Source organism: Stenotrophomonas sp. GD03877 (assembly GCF_029840555.1).
GTDB classification, from domain to species: Bacteria; Pseudomonadota; Gammaproteobacteria; order Xanthomonadales; family Xanthomonadaceae; genus Stenotrophomonas; species Stenotrophomonas geniculata.
In genome coordinates this window covers 1-15,174 of record NZ_JAOCCT010000025.1, presented here as the reverse complement: position 1 = coordinate 15,174, position 15,174 = coordinate 1, and the positions used below count along the sequence as shown (strand labels likewise).

14 protein-coding genes are annotated in these 15,174 nt (G+C 67.0%); 7 read left to right on the top strand and 7 right to left on the bottom strand.

Annotation, left to right across the window (positions count from 1 at the left end):
* Positions 1 to 2 precede the first annotated feature (2 nt).
* A complete protein-coding gene (locus N5D20_RS17095) occupies positions 3 to 890 on the top strand; it encodes an endonuclease/exonuclease/phosphatase family protein (RefSeq protein WP_054172165.1) in 888 nt (295 codons plus the stop codon).
* Positions 891 to 1,161: 271 nt separating this feature from the next.
* On the opposite strand, the gene rne is transcribed toward N5D20_RS17095, so the two are convergent.
* Positions 1,162 to 4,434, bottom strand: a complete 3,273-nt coding sequence (gene rne / locus N5D20_RS17090) for a ribonuclease E (RefSeq protein ID WP_197578422.1) — start codon at positions 4,432 to 4,434, stop codon at positions 1,162 to 1,164.
* Between the two features lie 407 nt (positions 4,435 to 4,841).
* Between rne and N5D20_RS17085 the strand changes: the two genes are divergently transcribed.
* The gene (locus N5D20_RS17085; protein ID WP_029550681.1) at positions 4,842 to 5,816 is read left to right on the top strand and encodes an RluA family pseudouridine synthase; all 975 of its coding nucleotides are present in this window, start codon (positions 4,842 to 4,844) and stop codon (positions 5,814 to 5,816) included.
* A 185-nt stretch (positions 5,817 to 6,001) separates the two neighbouring features.
* Here the strand turns inward: N5D20_RS17085 and zupT are convergent, their stop codons facing one another.
* From zupT to N5D20_RS17070, 3 genes are all read right to left on the bottom strand, one after another.
* Positions 6,002 to 6,811, bottom strand: coding sequence for a zinc transporter ZupT (zupT, locus tag N5D20_RS17080; RefSeq protein ID WP_010486740.1), 810 nt, complete (start codon positions 6,809 to 6,811; stop codon positions 6,002 to 6,004).
* 98 nt (positions 6,812 to 6,909) lie between these two features.
* The gene (locus N5D20_RS17075) at positions 6,910 to 7,326 is read right to left on the bottom strand and encodes an energy transducer TonB (protein ID WP_010486743.1); all 417 of its coding nucleotides are present in this window, start codon (positions 7,324 to 7,326) and stop codon (positions 6,910 to 6,912) included.
* The gene (locus N5D20_RS17070; RefSeq protein WP_006377739.1) at positions 7,323 to 7,673 is read right to left on the bottom strand and encodes a 4a-hydroxytetrahydrobiopterin dehydratase; all 351 of its coding nucleotides are present in this window, start codon (positions 7,671 to 7,673) and stop codon (positions 7,323 to 7,325) included. The genes N5D20_RS17075 and N5D20_RS17070 overlap by 4 nt, the downstream gene beginning before the upstream one ends.
* A gap of 90 nt (positions 7,674 to 7,763) precedes the next feature.
* Here N5D20_RS17070 and N5D20_RS17065 point away from each other — a divergent pair, with 90 nt between their 5' ends.
* Positions 7,764 to 8,363: an NfuA family Fe-S biogenesis protein gene (locus N5D20_RS17065; protein ID WP_010486746.1), complete on the top strand. Its 600-nt coding sequence runs from the start codon at positions 7,764 to 7,766 to the stop codon at positions 8,361 to 8,363.
* A 10-nt stretch (positions 8,364 to 8,373) separates the two neighbouring features.
* The gene (locus N5D20_RS17060) at positions 8,374 to 10,140 is read left to right on the top strand and encodes a hypothetical protein (protein WP_197578421.1); all 1,767 of its coding nucleotides are present in this window, start codon (positions 8,374 to 8,376) and stop codon (positions 10,138 to 10,140) included.
* A gap of 105 nt (positions 10,141 to 10,245) precedes the next feature.
* On the opposite strand, the gene N5D20_RS17055 is transcribed toward N5D20_RS17060, so the two are convergent.
* Together N5D20_RS17055 and N5D20_RS17050 are read right to left on the bottom strand one after the other, a co-directional pair.
* Positions 10,246 to 10,659: a barstar family protein gene (locus N5D20_RS17055; RefSeq protein ID WP_010486750.1), complete on the bottom strand. Its 414-nt coding sequence runs from the start codon at positions 10,657 to 10,659 to the stop codon at positions 10,246 to 10,248.
* On the bottom strand, positions 10,659 to 11,111 hold the full coding sequence (locus N5D20_RS17050; protein ID WP_029380094.1) for a ribonuclease domain-containing protein: 453 nt from the start codon (positions 11,109 to 11,111) through the stop codon (positions 10,659 to 10,661). The genes N5D20_RS17055 and N5D20_RS17050 overlap by 1 nt, the downstream gene beginning before the upstream one ends.
* Positions 11,112 to 11,331: 220 nt before the next feature.
* Between N5D20_RS17050 and N5D20_RS17045 the strand changes: the two genes are divergently transcribed.
* Positions 11,332 to 11,943, top strand: a complete 612-nt coding sequence (locus N5D20_RS17045) for a superoxide dismutase (RefSeq protein ID WP_005410310.1) — start codon at positions 11,332 to 11,334, stop codon at positions 11,941 to 11,943.
* A 60-nt stretch (positions 11,944 to 12,003) separates the two neighbouring features.
* On the opposite strand, the gene N5D20_RS17040 is transcribed toward N5D20_RS17045, so the two are convergent.
* Positions 12,004 to 12,852 carry an endonuclease/exonuclease/phosphatase family protein gene (locus N5D20_RS17040; protein WP_029380095.1) on the bottom strand — a complete coding sequence of 283 codons (849 nt, stop codon included), beginning with the start codon at positions 12,850 to 12,852 and terminating at the stop codon, positions 12,004 to 12,006.
* 162 nt (positions 12,853 to 13,014) lie between these two features.
* On the opposite strand from N5D20_RS17040, the gene N5D20_RS17035 reads away from it, so the two are divergent.
* On the top strand, positions 13,015 to 14,580 hold the full coding sequence (locus tag N5D20_RS17035) for an oligopeptide:H+ symporter (RefSeq protein ID WP_049409328.1): 1,566 nt from the start codon (positions 13,015 to 13,017) through the stop codon (positions 14,578 to 14,580).
* Positions 14,581 to 14,587: 7 nt separating this feature from the next.
* Positions 14,588 to 15,174: rhomboid family intramembrane serine protease (locus tag N5D20_RS17030; protein ID WP_279948131.1), on the top strand; the 587-nt coding region annotated here is incomplete at its 3' end.

Sequence of the window (15,174 nt, the reverse complement as noted above, 5' to 3'; positions counted from 1 at the left end):
CGATGAAGCAGCAAGGGGCGAGGGTGCGCACATCGGTGCGTGCCCTGGGGCTGGCCATTGCATTGGCATTGCCGGGCGCGGTGATGGCGGCCGAACCGGCTGCCACGACCGCGGCGCCCGACGTTGCCAGCGCGCCGGGCATGAGCATGGTCACCTTCAACCTGCATCATGACCGCGAAGACTGGCCGAGCCGGCGCCGCACCATCCTGGCCGAGCTCAAGCGCCTGCAGCCGGATGCAGTTGCCCTGCAGGAGGTGATCCAGCGCCGCAATGTGCGCAACCAGGCGCAATGGCTGGCCAGCCAACTCGGCTACAGGTACGTGTTCGTGTCCACCGATCCGGTTGGGGCGCCCAAGCGCTACGGCAATGCACTGCTGACCCGGCGGCCGATCCTCGCCCAGGGGGATCATTTGCTGCAGCCGTTGGACGACTACCGCACGGTTGCTCACCTGCGCATCGACGTGGACGGGCAGGCGGTGAACGTCTACGCCACGCATCTGAACGAGCGCAGTGACGAGAGCGGGCAACGCATCCGCCGCAGCCAGGTCGAGGACCTGCTGCGCTTCATCACTGCAACGTCGGCCGGTGCTCCGGTGGTGATCGCCGGCGACTTCAATGCGCTGGTGGATGCTGGTGACCTGAGCGAGCTGCGCAGCCACTACGGCGACAGCTACGGCAGCGTGCACGTCAACACTGACCTTGCCGGGGTCAGCACGCTCAACCGCCACTATTACCAGGCGCCGTCGCGGATCGACCACATCTTCTTCCAGCAGGACGAGATGGTCGCGCGCGAGGCGAAGCTGCTGTTCGACCAGCCCGATGACAGCGGTCGCTGGGCATCCGATCACTACGGCGTGTGGGCCCGCCTGCAGTTCGCGCCGAAACCCTGACGGAGCACGCTCCTGGTAGGTGCCAACCTTGGTTGGCACGAACAACGGCACCGACCAAGGTCGGCAACCGCCACTGCGGTGCCCGTGCTGTCGGCGGCGTCCGTGTCCCTGCTTTGGTAGGTGCCAACCTTGGTCGGCACGGACGTATCCGCGTGCGTTGAATCAATGCCGCCGACCAAGGTCGGCAACCACCACGGCACGGCACGGCACAAACAAAAACGGCGGGGATCATTGATCCCCGCCGTTTCGATTTCATGCGATCAAAGAGCGATCAGTTCGCCGGCGGCGTGCGCTTGGCGGCCTCTTCGTCTTCTTCATCGGCCTTGGCTTCTGCAGCCTGGGCTGCGGCGTCGGCATGGCCATCGGCGACCGGGTCGATCGACGGCGTCACCACCGCTTCGGCGACCGGTGCAGCGGCTTCGATCGGCACGGTTTCCACCGCCACCGGAGCAACCGGCTGTTCGGCGGCCACGACGGGCTCGACGACCGGCTTGGCTTCAACCACCGGCGCAGCCTCAACGGCCTCCGGATTGGCTTCGACCACCGGCGCGGCTACAACGATCTCCGGCTTCGCTTCAGCCACCGGCGCAGCCTCGACCGCCGCCGGCTTCGCTTCGATCACCGGAGCGGCTTCAACCATCGGAGCTGCTTCAACCGCGACCGGCTGTGCTTCGGTCACCGGCGCAATGGCTTCGATCACCGACGCGGCAGCGGCTACCGGCTGGGCCGGGGTCGCAGCGTCGATGGCATCGAGCATGCTGGTCTGCACCGGCGAGGACGCCGCTTCGGTCTTCGCAGCAGCTTCGACCGGGGCCTGCACTTCAGCCACGCCCGGGGCGGCGGCTTCGACCACGGCGCTGCTCACCACGGCAACCGGTGCGGCGGCAACGGCGGCGGCAGCACGGACCGGCTTCGCGGCGTCGGCAACGACCGGCTCGGCTTCGTCATCGAAGTCGAACTCCGGCTGCGAACGGGCCGGCTGCGCAACAGCGACCGGCGCAGTGCCAGCAGTACTGTCGACGTTCGGCTCGGCGCCGTCGGCGTCATCACCGTCATCACCCTCGTCCTGGTCATCACCCAGAGCGTCGCTGCCGGCGGCGTTCTCGGCGCCACCGCGACGACGACGACGGCCACCACGACGGCCACGACGACGCCGGGTCGCGCCTTCGCCTGCCTGCTCGCCATTGGCGTCGGTTGCGGCCTCTTCACCGGCAACGGCAACCACCTCGGCCTCGCTGGCAGCGTTGGCAGCGGTCTCGACCGGTACTGCGGCGTCCACAGGAGCGGCGGCCGCCGGGGCAACCGGTGCAGTGGCTTCCTGCGCGGTCACCCCATTGGCGGCGACGGCGGTGGCGGCCACGGCTGCTGCGGCGGTCACGGCTTCGGCCGGTGCATCGGCGGCACCGCGCTGCGGCTTCTCGGCCGGCTTGTCACCGTCCTGCTGCTGCGGACGCGGCTGCTTGGGCTGCTTCAGCTTCGGCTGCTGCTGGTTCTGGTTCTGGCCCTGCTGCTCGTTGCGCGGCTTGTTCTGCTGCTGAGGCTGCTGCTGGCCATCCTTCTGCTGCGGCTCCTTCTGCTTGCCCTGTTGCGGCTGCTGCTGGGCATTGCCGTTGTTGCCGTTGCGGCCGTCCTTGCGCTGCTCACCGCGGTCCTTGCGGTTGCCGCCGTCCTTCTGCTGCTGCGCGTTGCCGTTGCCGCCGTTACCACGATTGTCGTCGCGACGGTCCTTGCGGTCCTTGTTGCGATCCTTGTTGCGGTCCTTGCGGCCACCATCCTGCGACTGCCGCGCTGCCGGAGCAACCGGCGCCGGCGCGGGTGCCGGTTCGCCACCGAATACGCGCTTGAGCCAACCGATCACGCCGCCGCTCGGGGCCGGCGCCACCGGCGCTGCCACGACCGGGGCCGGAGCAGCTGCGGCCGGCTCCACTTCCTCGCGCACCGGGGCGGGGGAGGTGTGCTTGACCTGGGTCACCGCCGGCGGCGGGATGTTCAGCTGGCCCTTGGTCAGGGCGTGCACCGGCAGCTTGCGCGGGGTGCCGCGCTGGTAGCTGGGCTTGTTGCTCTCTTCACCCAGCTCGTTCTCGCGCAGGCGGGTGACGGTGTAGTGCGGGGTGTGCAGCTGCTCGTCGGCGACGATCACGATCGGCGCCTCGTGGCGCTGCTCGATCTCGCGCAGGGCGCTGCGCTTTTCGTTCAACAGGTAATTGGCGATCTCCACCGGGGCCTGCACCAGCACCTGCCCGGTGTTCTCCTTCATCGCATGCTCTTCGGCGACGCGGATGATCGACAGCGACAGCGACTCGACGCTGCGCATGCGGCCGTGGCCGTCGCAACGCGGGCAGACGATCTGGCTGGACTCGCCCAGGCTCGGGCGCAGGCGCTGGCGGCTCATTTCAAGCAGGCCGAAGCGCGAGATGCGGCCGACCTGGACGCGGGCGCGGTCGTACTTCAGCGCGTTGGCCAGACGGTTCTCGACCTCGCGCTGGTGCTTGTTGGAGGCCATGTCGATGAAGTCGATCACCACCAGGCCACCCAGGTCGCGCAGGCGCAGCTGGCGGGCCACTTCCTCGGCCGCTTCCAGGTTGGTCTGGAACGCGGTGTCCTCGATGTCGCTGCCCTTGGTGGCGCGCGAGGAGTTGACGTCAACGGCGGTCAACGCTTCGGTCTGGTCGACCACGATCGAGCCGCCCGACGGCAGGCGCACGTTGCGCTCGTAGGCGCCTTCGATCTGCGATTCGATCTGGAAGCGGTTGAACAGCGGGATGTCGTCCTTGTAATGCTTGAGCTTGCGCAGGGTCTGCGGCATCACCTGCTGCATGAACTCGCGGGCGTGCTCGTACATCTCCTCGGTGTCGACCAAGATCTCGCCGATGTCGGCGCGCAGGTAGTCACGCAGGGCGCGCACGATCAGGCGCGATTCCTGGTAGATCAGGAACGGGGCCGGCTTGCTCAGCGCGGCTTCGGCGATGGCACGCCAGACGTTGAGCAGGTAGTCCAGATCCCACTGCAGCTCTTCCGCATCGCGGCCGACGCCGGCGGTACGGATGATCACGCCCATGTCGTCAGGGATGTTCAGCTTGTCCAGGGCGTCCTTCAGGGCGGCCCGGTCTTCGCCCTCGATGCGACGGGAGACACCGCCGGCGCTGGGCGAGTTCGGCATCAGCACCATGTAACGGCCGGCCAGCGAGATGAACGTGGTCAGGGCGGCGCCCTTGTTGCCACGTTCTTCCTTGTCGACCTGGACAACGATCTCCTGACCTTCCTTCAGCAGTTCGCGGATGCCGGCCTTGTTGTGGTCGACACCGGCCTGGAAGTAATCGCGGGAGATTTCCTTCAGCGGCAGGAAGCCATGGCGGCCGCCACCGTATTCAACGAAGGCCGCTTCCAGTGAGGGCTCGATGCGGAAGATCCGGCCCTTGTAGATGTTGGACTTCTTCTGTTCCTTCGACGGCTGCTCGATGTCGATGTCATACAACGACTGGCCATCCACGATGGCAACACGCAGCTCTTCAGCCTGCGTGGCGTTGATCAGCATTCGCTTCATTGTTGCGTTCCTCGCAAGCGGCTACCGCGCGGAACGCCATGGGGTTTCGCCTCTGGACACGGTTCGCCGCCCATTCGCGCAAGCGCGGGGAGGGCGGCTTGGGTTTCCAGCGCTACGACACCACGGCAGGCCGCGGGAGCGCTTCACTCTTATGGGTTTTGGGGTGTTACAGGCCGCAGGCAGCTGTCAGCCAGGCTGGAGCGCCACGCGGGACATGTTCAGCACGGTTGCGTGTCAGGCATCCGGCGATGGCCGGGAAGGCCGGTGAGCCGCTAACATGGCCGCCCCGCGGGCGGTGGTCGCGCACTGTGCCGGATTCGTCGGAAGCTGGGCTTCTGGCCCTGAGTAACTTCCAACGAAATCAATCCCTTATCTCGCCCCCCGAGTGTAACAGAATAAACAGCCTGATGACCGCCCAAGACCCGACCAAACCCGCTGGCGACAAGCCTTCCGTGCGCATGATCACCGTTCCCGCCGACCGCGCCGGCCAGCGCCTGGACAACTTCCTGCTCGGCCAGCTGAAGGGCGCCCCGCGCAGCCTGGTCTACAAGCTGGTACGCAGCGGCCAGGTGCGGGTGAACGGCGGCCGTGCCAAGGCCGAACGCAAGCTGGAGGCGGGCGATGAGGTGCGCGTGCCGCCGGTTCGTCTCAGTGAAGAAGGAGACAAGGCCGGCCCGCCGGAGGCGTTCATGCGCCGCTTGGAGCAGGCCATCGTCTTCGAGGACGCCCGCCTGCTGGCCCTGAACAAGCCCACTGGCGTGGCCAGCCACGGCGGCAGCGGCATCAGCTTCGGCGCTATCGAGACCCTGCGCGCGTTGCGCCCGGGCCAGACCCTCGAGCTGGTCCATCGGTTGGATCGCGACACCTCGGGCCTGCTGATCGTGGCCAAGAAGCGCTCGGCACTGAGCGAACTGCAGGCGCTGCTGCGTGAAGACCATGGCGCCGGCATCCGCAAGCGCTACCTGACCCTGCTGGCCGGGCGCATGCCCGACGGCGTGATGACGGTCGACGCGCCGCTGCACGTGGGCCTGCGCCAGGGCGGCGAGCGCCATGTACAGGTCAATGCGATCGGCAAGGAATCGATCAGCCACTTCCGGGTGCTGGAGCGCCGCGGCGGCCATTCGTACTGTGAGGTGCGCATCGAGACCGGCCGTACCCACCAGATCCGCGTGCATGCCCAGCATCTGGGGCATCCAGTGGCCGGTGACGACAAATACGGCGATCCGGCGGTCAACAAGCGGCTTCGTGAGCAGATCGGGTTGAAGCGCCTGTTCCTGCACGCGGCGTCGCTGGAGTTCGCGCTGGACGACGGCAAGAGCCCGTATGTGCTGAACGCGCCGCTGGCCGATGAGCTGGTCGAAGCGTTGGATCGCCTGAAGTAACCTCTGCGAGGGGCTGACCGGCCAACGGGCGGAGCCCCCTCGCGGCTGGCCTCCAAAGCGGGATTCCGGTTTTGGTCGGTCCGGATGGGTTTACGGCGTCCCCCGCAAACCCACCTCGCCCGGCCCAACCCCGGAATCTCGCTCCGCCAGCCGCGAGGGGGCTCAGCCCGTTGACCGCAAAACCCTCACCACTTGAACAGCACCAGGCTGATCGCCAGCGTGCCCATGCCGGCCACCAGCCCGTAAACCGTCTCGTGGCCCTTGGCATAGCGCTTGGCCGCCGGCAGCAGCTCATCCAGCGCAAGGAATACCATCACGCCGGCGATCAGTCCGAACACCCAGCCGAACGTGGCATGCGACAGCGATCCTGACAGCAGCCAGTAGCCCAGCGCCGCGCCCACCGGCTCGGCCAGGCCGGACAGCAGGCTGGCACTGAACGCATAGAACTTGTTCTGGGTGGCGAAGTACACCGGCACCGCGATCGCGATGCCCTCGGGAATGTTGTGGATGGCGATGGCGAAGGCCAGCGGCATGCCCACCGATGGGCTTTCCAGCGTGGCAAAGAAGGTTGCCAGCCCTTCCGGGAAATTGTGCGCGGTGATCGCGACCGAGGTCAGCAGCGCGACCCGTTTCAGGTATTCGCGGCTGTTCTCGCGGAACGCGGGGTCCTGCTTGTCCAGGCTGTCGTGCGGATTGGGAATGAAGTGGTCGATCAGCACGATCACGATCACGCCCAGCAGGAAGGCCAGGGTGCCGTAGGTGAAACCGGTACGTTCGCCATAGGCCAGCGCGAACGAAGCAATGGACTTGTTGAGGATCTCCGACAGCGACACATAGACCATCGCGCCGCCAGCGAAGGCCAGGCCGAACGCCAGCAGGCGCGGGTTGGGGCGCCGTGAGAACAGCACCAGCAGGCTGCCGATGGCGGTGGCGAGGCCGGCCGCAAGAGTGACCGCCAGTGCGATCCAGATGTTTTCGGGAGGAATCTGCAACATGTACCGACGCGGTCCTGGTCAATAGACAACCGCCCCGGGCAAGGCCGGGGCGGCGAGGGCGAGGCGGGCGTCGGCTGGCCTCGTCGGGGCGCGGGCGATCAGCCGCCGCGGCGCAGGCGTTCTTCGATGGCGAAGCACTGGTCCGGCTTCGGCTGCGGCGGGTTGAAGCTGACCGGTACCTGGATGGTGGCCGGCACTGCAGCGCCGTTGCGGGTGGCAGCCTTGAACTGCCAGCCCTGCACGGCGGTCCTGGCCAGTTCGTCCAGCTGCGGGTTGCCGGCCCCGGTCAACAGCGCGACCTCGCTCGGCTTGCCGTCGGCGCCGATGGTCACCTTGAAGGTGCTGGTGCCGCCCACGCCCATGCAGGCCAGCTCAAGCGGGTACTGCGGCGGCGGCGTCTTCACTGCGGCCACTTCGGTCGGCGGCGGCGGTGGTGGTGCCGGTGGTTCGGACGGGCCACAGCCGGCCAGGCCGGTCGCAGCGATCAGGGACAGGCTCAGCAAACGTACGTTCATGGCAGTTGCTCCGTCAGGGCCGAAGTCTTTGCCGCGCAGATGAAGTCGTTCTCGCTCAGGCCGCCCACATCGTGGGTGGAGAAGCGCACGACCGCGCGGTCGTAGTGCACGCCCAGGTCCGGATGGTGGTCCTCGTGATGGGCGATCCAGGCCAGCGCGTTCACGAAGGCCATCGTGGCGTAGTAATTCTTGAAGCGGAAGGTGCGCAACAGGGCCTGGCCACCCTCGCTCAGCTCCCAGCCGGGAACCTGCGGCAGCAGTTCGGCCAGGCGGGCTTCGCCAAGCTTGTGGTCGCTGCCTTTGCGCGGCACGCAACGGGCCTGGGCCAGTGGAATCAGGTCGGCCATGGGAATCTCCACCTCGTGTTGACTGAACAATGCGCCGGACGGTGTATAAACCGAATGAGCGGCTGACGCTTACTTGGCTAGAATAGCCTGATGATCCAGATCTCCGACACTGCCCAGACCCATTTCCGCAAGCTGATCGAACGCGAGGGCGTGCCCGGCATGGGCGTGCGCCTGAGCGCGGTCGACCCCGGTACCCCGCGCGCCGATGCCCGGCTGGAATTCGCCGAACCGACCGACCTGCTCGGTGACGAGTGGGCGGTGGACTGCGATGGCTTCACCCTCTACGTCGATGCGAGCAGCGTCGGCTGGCTCGACGGCGCCGAGATCGACATCGTCGCCGGCACCGCCGGTACCCAGCAGCTGACCATCAAGGCACCGCGCATCAAGGGCGAGGCCCCCGGTGATGCCGCGTCGCTGGTCGAGCGCGTGCACTGGGTGGTGGAGAACGAAGTCAATCCGCAGCTGGCCTCGCACGGCGGCAAGGTGGCCGTGCAGGAAGTTTCGGCCGACGGCGTGGTGCTGCTGCGCTTCGGTGGTGGCTGCCAGGGCTGTGGCATGGCCGACGTGACGCTCAAGCAGGGTATCGAGAAGACCCTGATGGGCCGCGTGCCGGGCGTGACCGCCGTGCGCGACGCGACCGACCACGACAGCGGCCACGCGCCGTACATCCCGCGCGGCAACGTCGCCTGACCGCTGACGCGTGCCTCTGACCCGGGCCGAGCAACTCATCGAACTGCTGCTGGCCCGCCAGCAGCCACGCGCCGTCCTCGAGAAGTCCACGCGCCTGCCCTATGGCTGGGCGCTGTGGCTGCGCTCGCTGGGCCCGCTGCCGCGGCCGTTCCACGCCCGCGAAGTGATTGCGGTATTGCTGCCGCGCCCGCTGCCTGGACCGCCGGGGCAATCGCCCCGGCTGTCACCGTGGCAGTCGCTGCGCCGGTTGTTCTGGCAGGACTGGGACGCTGCGCCGCGCGATCAGCGCTGGATGCGCTGGACCTCGGCGTTTGCCAGCGCGCTGCTGCACCTGCTGTTTTTCATGCTGCTGCTGTGGGTTGCGGTGATCCGCACCACGGCACCGGAAGCAGAGGGCGCCGAAGGCGAGCGTGTGCAGGTGGAATTCGTCGGTCGCGCCAGCCAGGAAGGTGGTGGCGATCAGCCGGGTGCCGAAGCGGCTGCGGCTGCACCGGCGGGTCAGGTTGCCGCCGGCCAGGAGGCAGGGGCAGCGACGGCACCTGAGCCACGTCCTGCGGCCGCGTCGGCGCCTGCACCCGCGCCGGCTCCAGCACCGACAGCCAGCGTGCCGTCGCCGCCGGCCGAAGCCGAGCCGGCCCCGCTTGCGGCCCCGCCACCCTCGCCGGTGCAGGCCACCGAAGTAGCGCAGGCCAGTACGGATTTCGTGGTGCCACCGGTGAGCGTGCCGCGCACGGAGGTCAGCATCGTGCCGCGTGACACCACGCCCGCAGTGCGCGAGCGCAGCGTGCAGCCGGTGCAGGCGCCGCCAACCCCAACCGCACTGCGTGCGCCGGAAATCGCGGTGCGGACGCCGCAGCTGCGTGACATCCAGGTGCAGGAGCGCGAAGTCAGTACGGTCGATGCACCGGCGGTGTCGCAGCCGCTGCGCACGGCCGATGTGCAGGTGCGGGTGCCGCAGCGCGACGTGCAGGTGCGCGAGCGTGAAGTGCAGGCGGTGGTCGATCCGCAGGTGCGGATGGCAACCGTTGCCGGTCGTGATCCGGCGGTGCGTGCGCCGGCGGGTCGTGACGTACAGGTGCGCGAGCGCGAAGTAGCCTCGGCACCGGCCGCAGCCCCTTCGTCTTCCAGTGGCAATGCACCCGCGGCAACACCCGCGCCGGCAGCCAATGGCAGCGCGACGCAGGCGAGCAGCAGCACTGCGCGGCCTGCTGCATCCAGCACGACCCCGGCTCAGGCAGGAGCGCGCCCGGCCCCCAATCCGGGCAACTGGGCCACGCCCGCCAAGGGTGATGACTGGGGTGCATCGAGCCGCAACCATGACGGCGCCGACAAGGGTGCCCGCCAGGCCAGCGCCACCGGCAAGGGCAGTGGCCTGTTCAATGCCGATGGCAGCGTGCGTGTGCCGGGCCAGGAAGGCGAGGGTCGTGCCGAGCGCGGTGCGCCCGGTGGTGCCAACGATGGCTGGAGCAAGGAACGCATCGCGCAATCGGGCACCTGGTTGAAGCGACCGCCTTACGACTACACGCCCACTTCGTTCGACAAGTACTGGGTCCCGCAGGAATCGCTGCTGGCCGAGTGGGTGCGCAAGGGAGTCAAGGCAATGGAGATTCCATTGCCGGGAACCAGTACGAAGATCTCCTGCGTGATCTCGATCCTGCAGGCCGGTGGTGGCTGCGGCCTGACCAATCCGAACATGCAGGACCAGCCGGCCGTGGCGCGACCGCCGCCGGACATTCCGTTCAAGAAGGAGCTGCAGGAAGACAACGGGAGCCGCTAGGCAAGGCAGGCGCGCCACACAGTGGCCGGCTCGCGCTTGGGTAGGTGCCAACCTTGGTTGGCACAGAGGCGCCGACCAAGGTCGGCCTCTACCAGGGCACTGACTTTACGCGCTCTGCGACAGGAACACCCAGAACGGCACGTCGCGGCCGACCCAGTCGCGGCTGGCTTCGTCCATCACGTCCAGCAGGGTGTCAAAGTCCTTCTGCGTGGAGGCGCGCAACGTGTCCACGTCGGCCAGGAACAGCGCGTAACCGTTGGCTGGCAGCCACTGCAGGTCGCGCAGGTTGTCCGACAGCGCATCCCAGTTGCCGCCGAAGCCGGTCGGGAAATCCAGTTGCGCGGCCAGCCGGGCGAGCAGGGTGCGCTTGTCGCCCACGCCTTCCAGATCGATGCGGATCACCTTCAGCCCGGCATCGCGCATCGCTGCGGCAAGTGCGCCGATGTCGTCGCTGTCGATGGCGTAGACGCCAGCATTGTTGATGTCATGCAGGCCGAGGCCGAAATCATCGTGGCTCATCACTGCGCTCCCTGGGCCGGTACGGTGAAGCTGCGGAACGATTCGTAGTGGTCGTCGGTGTAGTACCACGCCTCCGGCGGATCGCCGCCGGTGACGATGCGGCGCGTGCCACGGGTGCGGGCGCCGGGGGTATCGACGGTGTATTCGCGGTAGTAGCCGCGCGGGCGCTGCGGCAGCTGCTGCTCGCGGTTGCCGAACGTGCTGCCGTCCTGGCGGTGCGGGAACGGGCCGCCACGCTGGATCAGGGCGATGGTCTGCCTGGCTTCAGCGGGCAGGAACGCGGGAAGTCCGCTGTTCTTGCCGGGCGAGGCGGTGGCCGGCGCGCGCGCGGCAGGCGCACCCTGCAGGTCCGGCGCGAACTGCGGCGCCGGCGGGCGCTGCATGAAATGGTTGACGACCAGGCCGAGCAGCAGCAGGGCGATGGCGGTGATCAGCAGCCGGGGGTTGCGCATGGGCAAGGAGCAGGCGAGGGCGGTGCAGGCACTGTAGCGCCTGTGCGCTGCACGGTGCATGAGAATGGCATCGCGTCACTGCTGCGTAACAATTGCCGTCGTGCTCACTGGCAGGACGCAATTTCCTTTACATCCCCCTTGGTAATCTGGCGGTCTGTCCCCATCATTCACCGCGCAACGCCCGACACCGTCGGGTGCCCTCGCAATCAGGAGATGCATCATGGCCTATACCCTGCCCAAGCTGTCCTACGCCTACGACGCGCTGGAACCGCACATCGATGCGGCGACGATGGAAATCCATCACACCAAGCATCACCAGACCTACATCAACAACGTCAACGCGGCGCTGGAAGGCACCGAGTACGCTGACCTGCCGGTCGAAGAACTGGTGAAGAAGCTCAAGTCGCTGCCGGAGAACCTGCAGGGTCCGGTGCGCAACAACGGTGGCGGCCATGCCAACCACTCGCTGTTCTGGACCGTGATGGCTCCGAATGCTGGCGGCAACCCGGTGGGCGACGTGGCCAAGGCCATCGACAAGGACCTGGGCGGCTTCGACAAGTTCAAGGACGCCTTCACCAAGGCTGCGCTGACCCGTTTCGGCAGCGGCTGGGCCTGGCTGAGCGTGACCCCGGACAAAAAGGTCGTGGTCGAGAGCACCGGTAACCAGGACAGCCCGCTGATGGAAGGCAACACCCCCATCCTCGGCCTGGACGTGTGGGAACACGCGTACTACCTGAAGTACCAGAACCGCCGTCCGGAATATATCGGCGCGTTCTTCAACGTCATCGACTGGAACGAGGTCGAGCGCCGTTACCAGGAAGCGATCGCCTGATCGCGGTGATGGGATGAACGGAGAAGGCCGGGGAAAACCCGGCCTTTTCTGTTGCAGGAGTCATTCGGTAGTGGCGGTATCACCCTGCAGGCGCAGGGTGGCCATCACGCCCAGGCGCAGGCCGGGCAGGTCGCCGTCGGCCGGCAGCAGGATCGGCTGCTGGCGGATGCCGCCGAAGTGCTTGACCTGGAACAGCACATCCAGGCCATGACCGCTGCTGCCGCCACCACTGGCCGCAGGCGCCTCGACGCGACCGCCGGGATTGCGCCGGGCGGGCTGGAACCCCGGGGTGCTGCGCACGAGCTCGACGGTGGTTGCCGAGAAATCGCCGGCGATCAGGCTGGGCATGCCCTCGGCGGTGGCGCCGATCCAGGTCATCAGGTCGCTGGTCTGATGCTGGCGGGCGGTGGCCTCGTCCGGGTCCGGGCGCAGCCGTGCCACATAGATGTTGACCAGTGCCTCGCCCAGCTTCAGCCGCATCATGCCGGCGGCGCTGAAGATGCCGGGTGGGTGCAGCAGGGTCACGCCATCCTCGCTGACCGGCAGCCGGGTCAGCATCGCGTTGCCATGCCGCAACGGCTGGCTGGGCGGATCGGCGGTAACGAAGTCGCAGCTGTAGCGCAGCCGGGTGGCGAGCCAGCAGGCCGGGTTGCGGCCCTGCTGCTGCAGCACCTGCTGCACCGAGATCACGTCCGGTTGCAGGTCGGTCAGCAACTGTGCGACCTGTTCGCGGCGCAACTTCCATTGCGCATCATCGCGGCTGGGCAGCTCCAGCGCGGCCACGGTCAGTTGGCGGGGCTCGCTTTCGCTGGCCGTTGTGGCCGGTGCCTGCGGCCGCGCCTGCGCCTGCAACGCCATCAGCAGCACCAGGCAACTGAGCAGGAGACGGGCGGGGGCGAGGGGGCGCATAACGATAAGTTTACGCTTTTGTCGTGCAGGTGCCGTGACTTCCGGCATGGCATGCGGTGTCTGCCATGGATTGGCACCGTTGTCATGCAGCCCTGCAGCGTGCTTCGCAAGCCCTGCTTCCGGTAATCTTGCGCCTTTCGCTTTGCAGGATTGCCTTACAGGATGAGCCACGACGCAGTTGCCCCCATCGCCGGCCAGGGAAAGATGCCGCGCCAGATCCCGTACATCATCGGCAATGAGGCCTGCGAGCGGTTCAGTTTCTACGGGATGCGCAACATCCTGGTGCAGTTCCTGATCACCTCGCTGCTGCTGCAGGAAATCACTGCGGAAGGCCGTGCCGGTGAAGCCAAGGACATCATGCACAGCTTCATGATCGGCGTGTATTTCTTCCCGCTGCTCGGAGGCTGGCTGGCCGACAGGTTCTTCGGCAAGTACCACACCATTCTCTGGTTCAGCCTGGTCTACTGCGCCGGCCACTTGTGTCTGGCGTTGTTCGAGAACAGCCGCGAGGGCTTCTTCCTCGGCCTGGGCCTGATCGCGCTCGGTGCCGGCGGCATCAAGCCACTGGTGGCCTCGTTCATGGGTGATCAGTTCGACCAGAGCAACAAGCACCTGGCCAAGATCGTCTTCGACGCCTTCTACTGGATCATCAACTTCGGCTCGCTGTTCGCCTCGCTGCTGATCCCGCTGGTGCTGAAGAACTGGGGCCCGCAGTGGGCGTTCGGTATCCCGGGCATCCTGATGTTCATCGCCACCTTCGTGTTCTGGCTGGGCCGCAAGCGCTACGTGCTGGTGCCGCTGCCGCCGAAGGATCCGCATTCGTTCGCCAACGTGGTGCGTACCGCACTGACCACGCGCGTGACCGGCCAGGGCCGTCCGGGCCTGGTGATCGCCGTGCTCGGCCTGGTGCTGGCAGCAGCCTCGTTCAGCCTGGTCGGCTCGCTGGGCATCGTCATCTGCCTGTGCCTGGCGCTGGTGTCGATCCTGGCGGGCATCGGCGGCGGCACCTGGCTGCAGCTGGAGCGTGCCCGTGGCCAGCATCCGGCCGAAGCCGTGGAAGGCGTGCGCTCGGTGCTGCGCGTGCTGGTGATCTTCGCGCTGACCACGCCGTTCTTCTCGCTGTTCGACCAGAAGGCCTCGACCTGGGTCCTGCAGGGCCAGCAGATGCAGATGCCGAGCTGGTTCACCGCCTCGCAGATGCAGGCGCTGAACCCGCTGCTGGTGATGATCCTGATCCCGTTCAACAACCTGGTGCTGTACCCGGCCCTGCGCCGCTTCGGCTTCGAGCCGACCGCGCTGCGCCGCATGACCGCCGGTATCGCCTTCAGCGGCCTGGCCTGGATCGTGGTCGGCGGCATCCAGGTGGTGATGGACGGGGGCAACGCCATGTCGATCTTCTGGCAGATGCTGCCGTACGCGCTGCTGACCTTCGGTGAGGTGCTGGTCTCGGCCACCGGCCTGGAGTTCGCCTACAGCCAGGCGCCGCAGGCCATGAAGGGTGTGGTCATGAGCTTCTGGAACCTGACCACCACCATCGGCAACCTGTGGGTGCTGCTGTCCAATGCAGCCGTGCGCAATGACGTGGTGACCCACAAGATCGCCAGTACCGGCCTGAGCGAGGCGGCATTCCTGATGTTCTTCTTCGCCGGTTTCGCCTTCGTCGCGGCGTTGGCCTTCGGTTGGTACGCAAAACGCTATCGTATGGTCGACAACTACCGTAGCGCCTGAGCCTGACATGACCCCCGTCAATCTGCTGTTGATCGCCATCACCGCCATCCTGTCGTGGATGGCGTTCAACAACCGCAAGCTGGCCGACCGCCTGATCCTGTGGCCGCCGGCCATCGACCGTCACCGCCAGTACGACCGGCTGGTGACCTATGGCTTCATCCATGCCGACTGGTCGCACCTGATCTTCAACATGATCACCCTGTTCTTCTTCGGGGGATTCATCGAGAGCGTGATGGTGCAGCTGACCGGCAGCTACCTGACCTACCCGGCGTTCTACATCGGTGCGCTGCTGGTCTCGATCCTGCCCAGCTACCTGAAGAACCAGAAGAACCCGAACTACCTCAGCCTGGGTGCGTCCGGGGCGGTGTCGGCGGTGCTGTTCGCCTTCATCCTGATCAAGCCGTGGTCGATCATCCTGGTGTTCTTCATCCCGGCGCCGGCCATCGTCTACGCCGCGTTCTACGTCGGCTACAGCATCTGGATGGACAAGCGCGGCGGTGACCGCATCAACCACAGCGCCCACCTGGCGGGCGCGGCGTTCGGCGTGATCTTCATGCTGGCCATGCAGCCGAGCATCTTCACCCACTTCCTGCG

Coding starts and splice junctions, on each gene's coding strand:
- N5D20_RS17095 (WP_054172165.1), top strand. CDS start 3: ATGAAGCAGCAAGGGGCGAGGGTGCGCACATCGGTGCGTGCCCTGGGG.
- rne (WP_197578422.1), bottom strand. CDS start 4,434: ATGAAGCGAATGCTGATCAACGCCACGCAGGCTGAAGAGCTGCGTGTT.
- N5D20_RS17085 (WP_029550681.1), top strand. CDS start 4,842: ATGACCGCCCAAGACCCGACCAAACCCGCTGGCGACAAGCCTTCCGTG.
- zupT (WP_010486740.1), bottom strand. CDS start 6,811: ATGTTGCAGATTCCTCCCGAAAACATCTGGATCGCACTGGCGGTCACT.
- N5D20_RS17075 (WP_010486743.1), bottom strand. CDS start 7,326: ATGAACGTACGTTTGCTGAGCCTGTCCCTGATCGCTGCGACCGGCCTG.
- N5D20_RS17070 (WP_006377739.1), bottom strand. CDS start 7,673: ATGGCCGACCTGATTCCACTGGCCCAGGCCCGTTGCGTGCCGCGCAAA.
- N5D20_RS17065 (WP_010486746.1), top strand. CDS start 7,764: ATGATCCAGATCTCCGACACTGCCCAGACCCATTTCCGCAAGCTGATC.
- N5D20_RS17055 (WP_010486750.1), bottom strand. CDS start 10,659: ATGAGCCACGATGATTTCGGCCTCGGCCTGCATGACATCAACAATGCT.
- N5D20_RS17050 (WP_029380094.1), bottom strand. CDS start 11,111: ATGCGCAACCCCCGGCTGCTGATCACCGCCATCGCCCTGCTGCTGCTC.
- N5D20_RS17045 (WP_005410310.1), top strand. CDS start 11,332: ATGGCCTATACCCTGCCCAAGCTGTCCTACGCCTACGACGCGCTGGAA.
- N5D20_RS17040 (WP_029380095.1), bottom strand. CDS start 12,852: ATGCGCCCCCTCGCCCCCGCCCGTCTCCTGCTCAGTTGCCTGGTGCTG.
- N5D20_RS17035 (WP_049409328.1), top strand. CDS start 13,015: ATGAGCCACGACGCAGTTGCCCCCATCGCCGGCCAGGGAAAGATGCCG.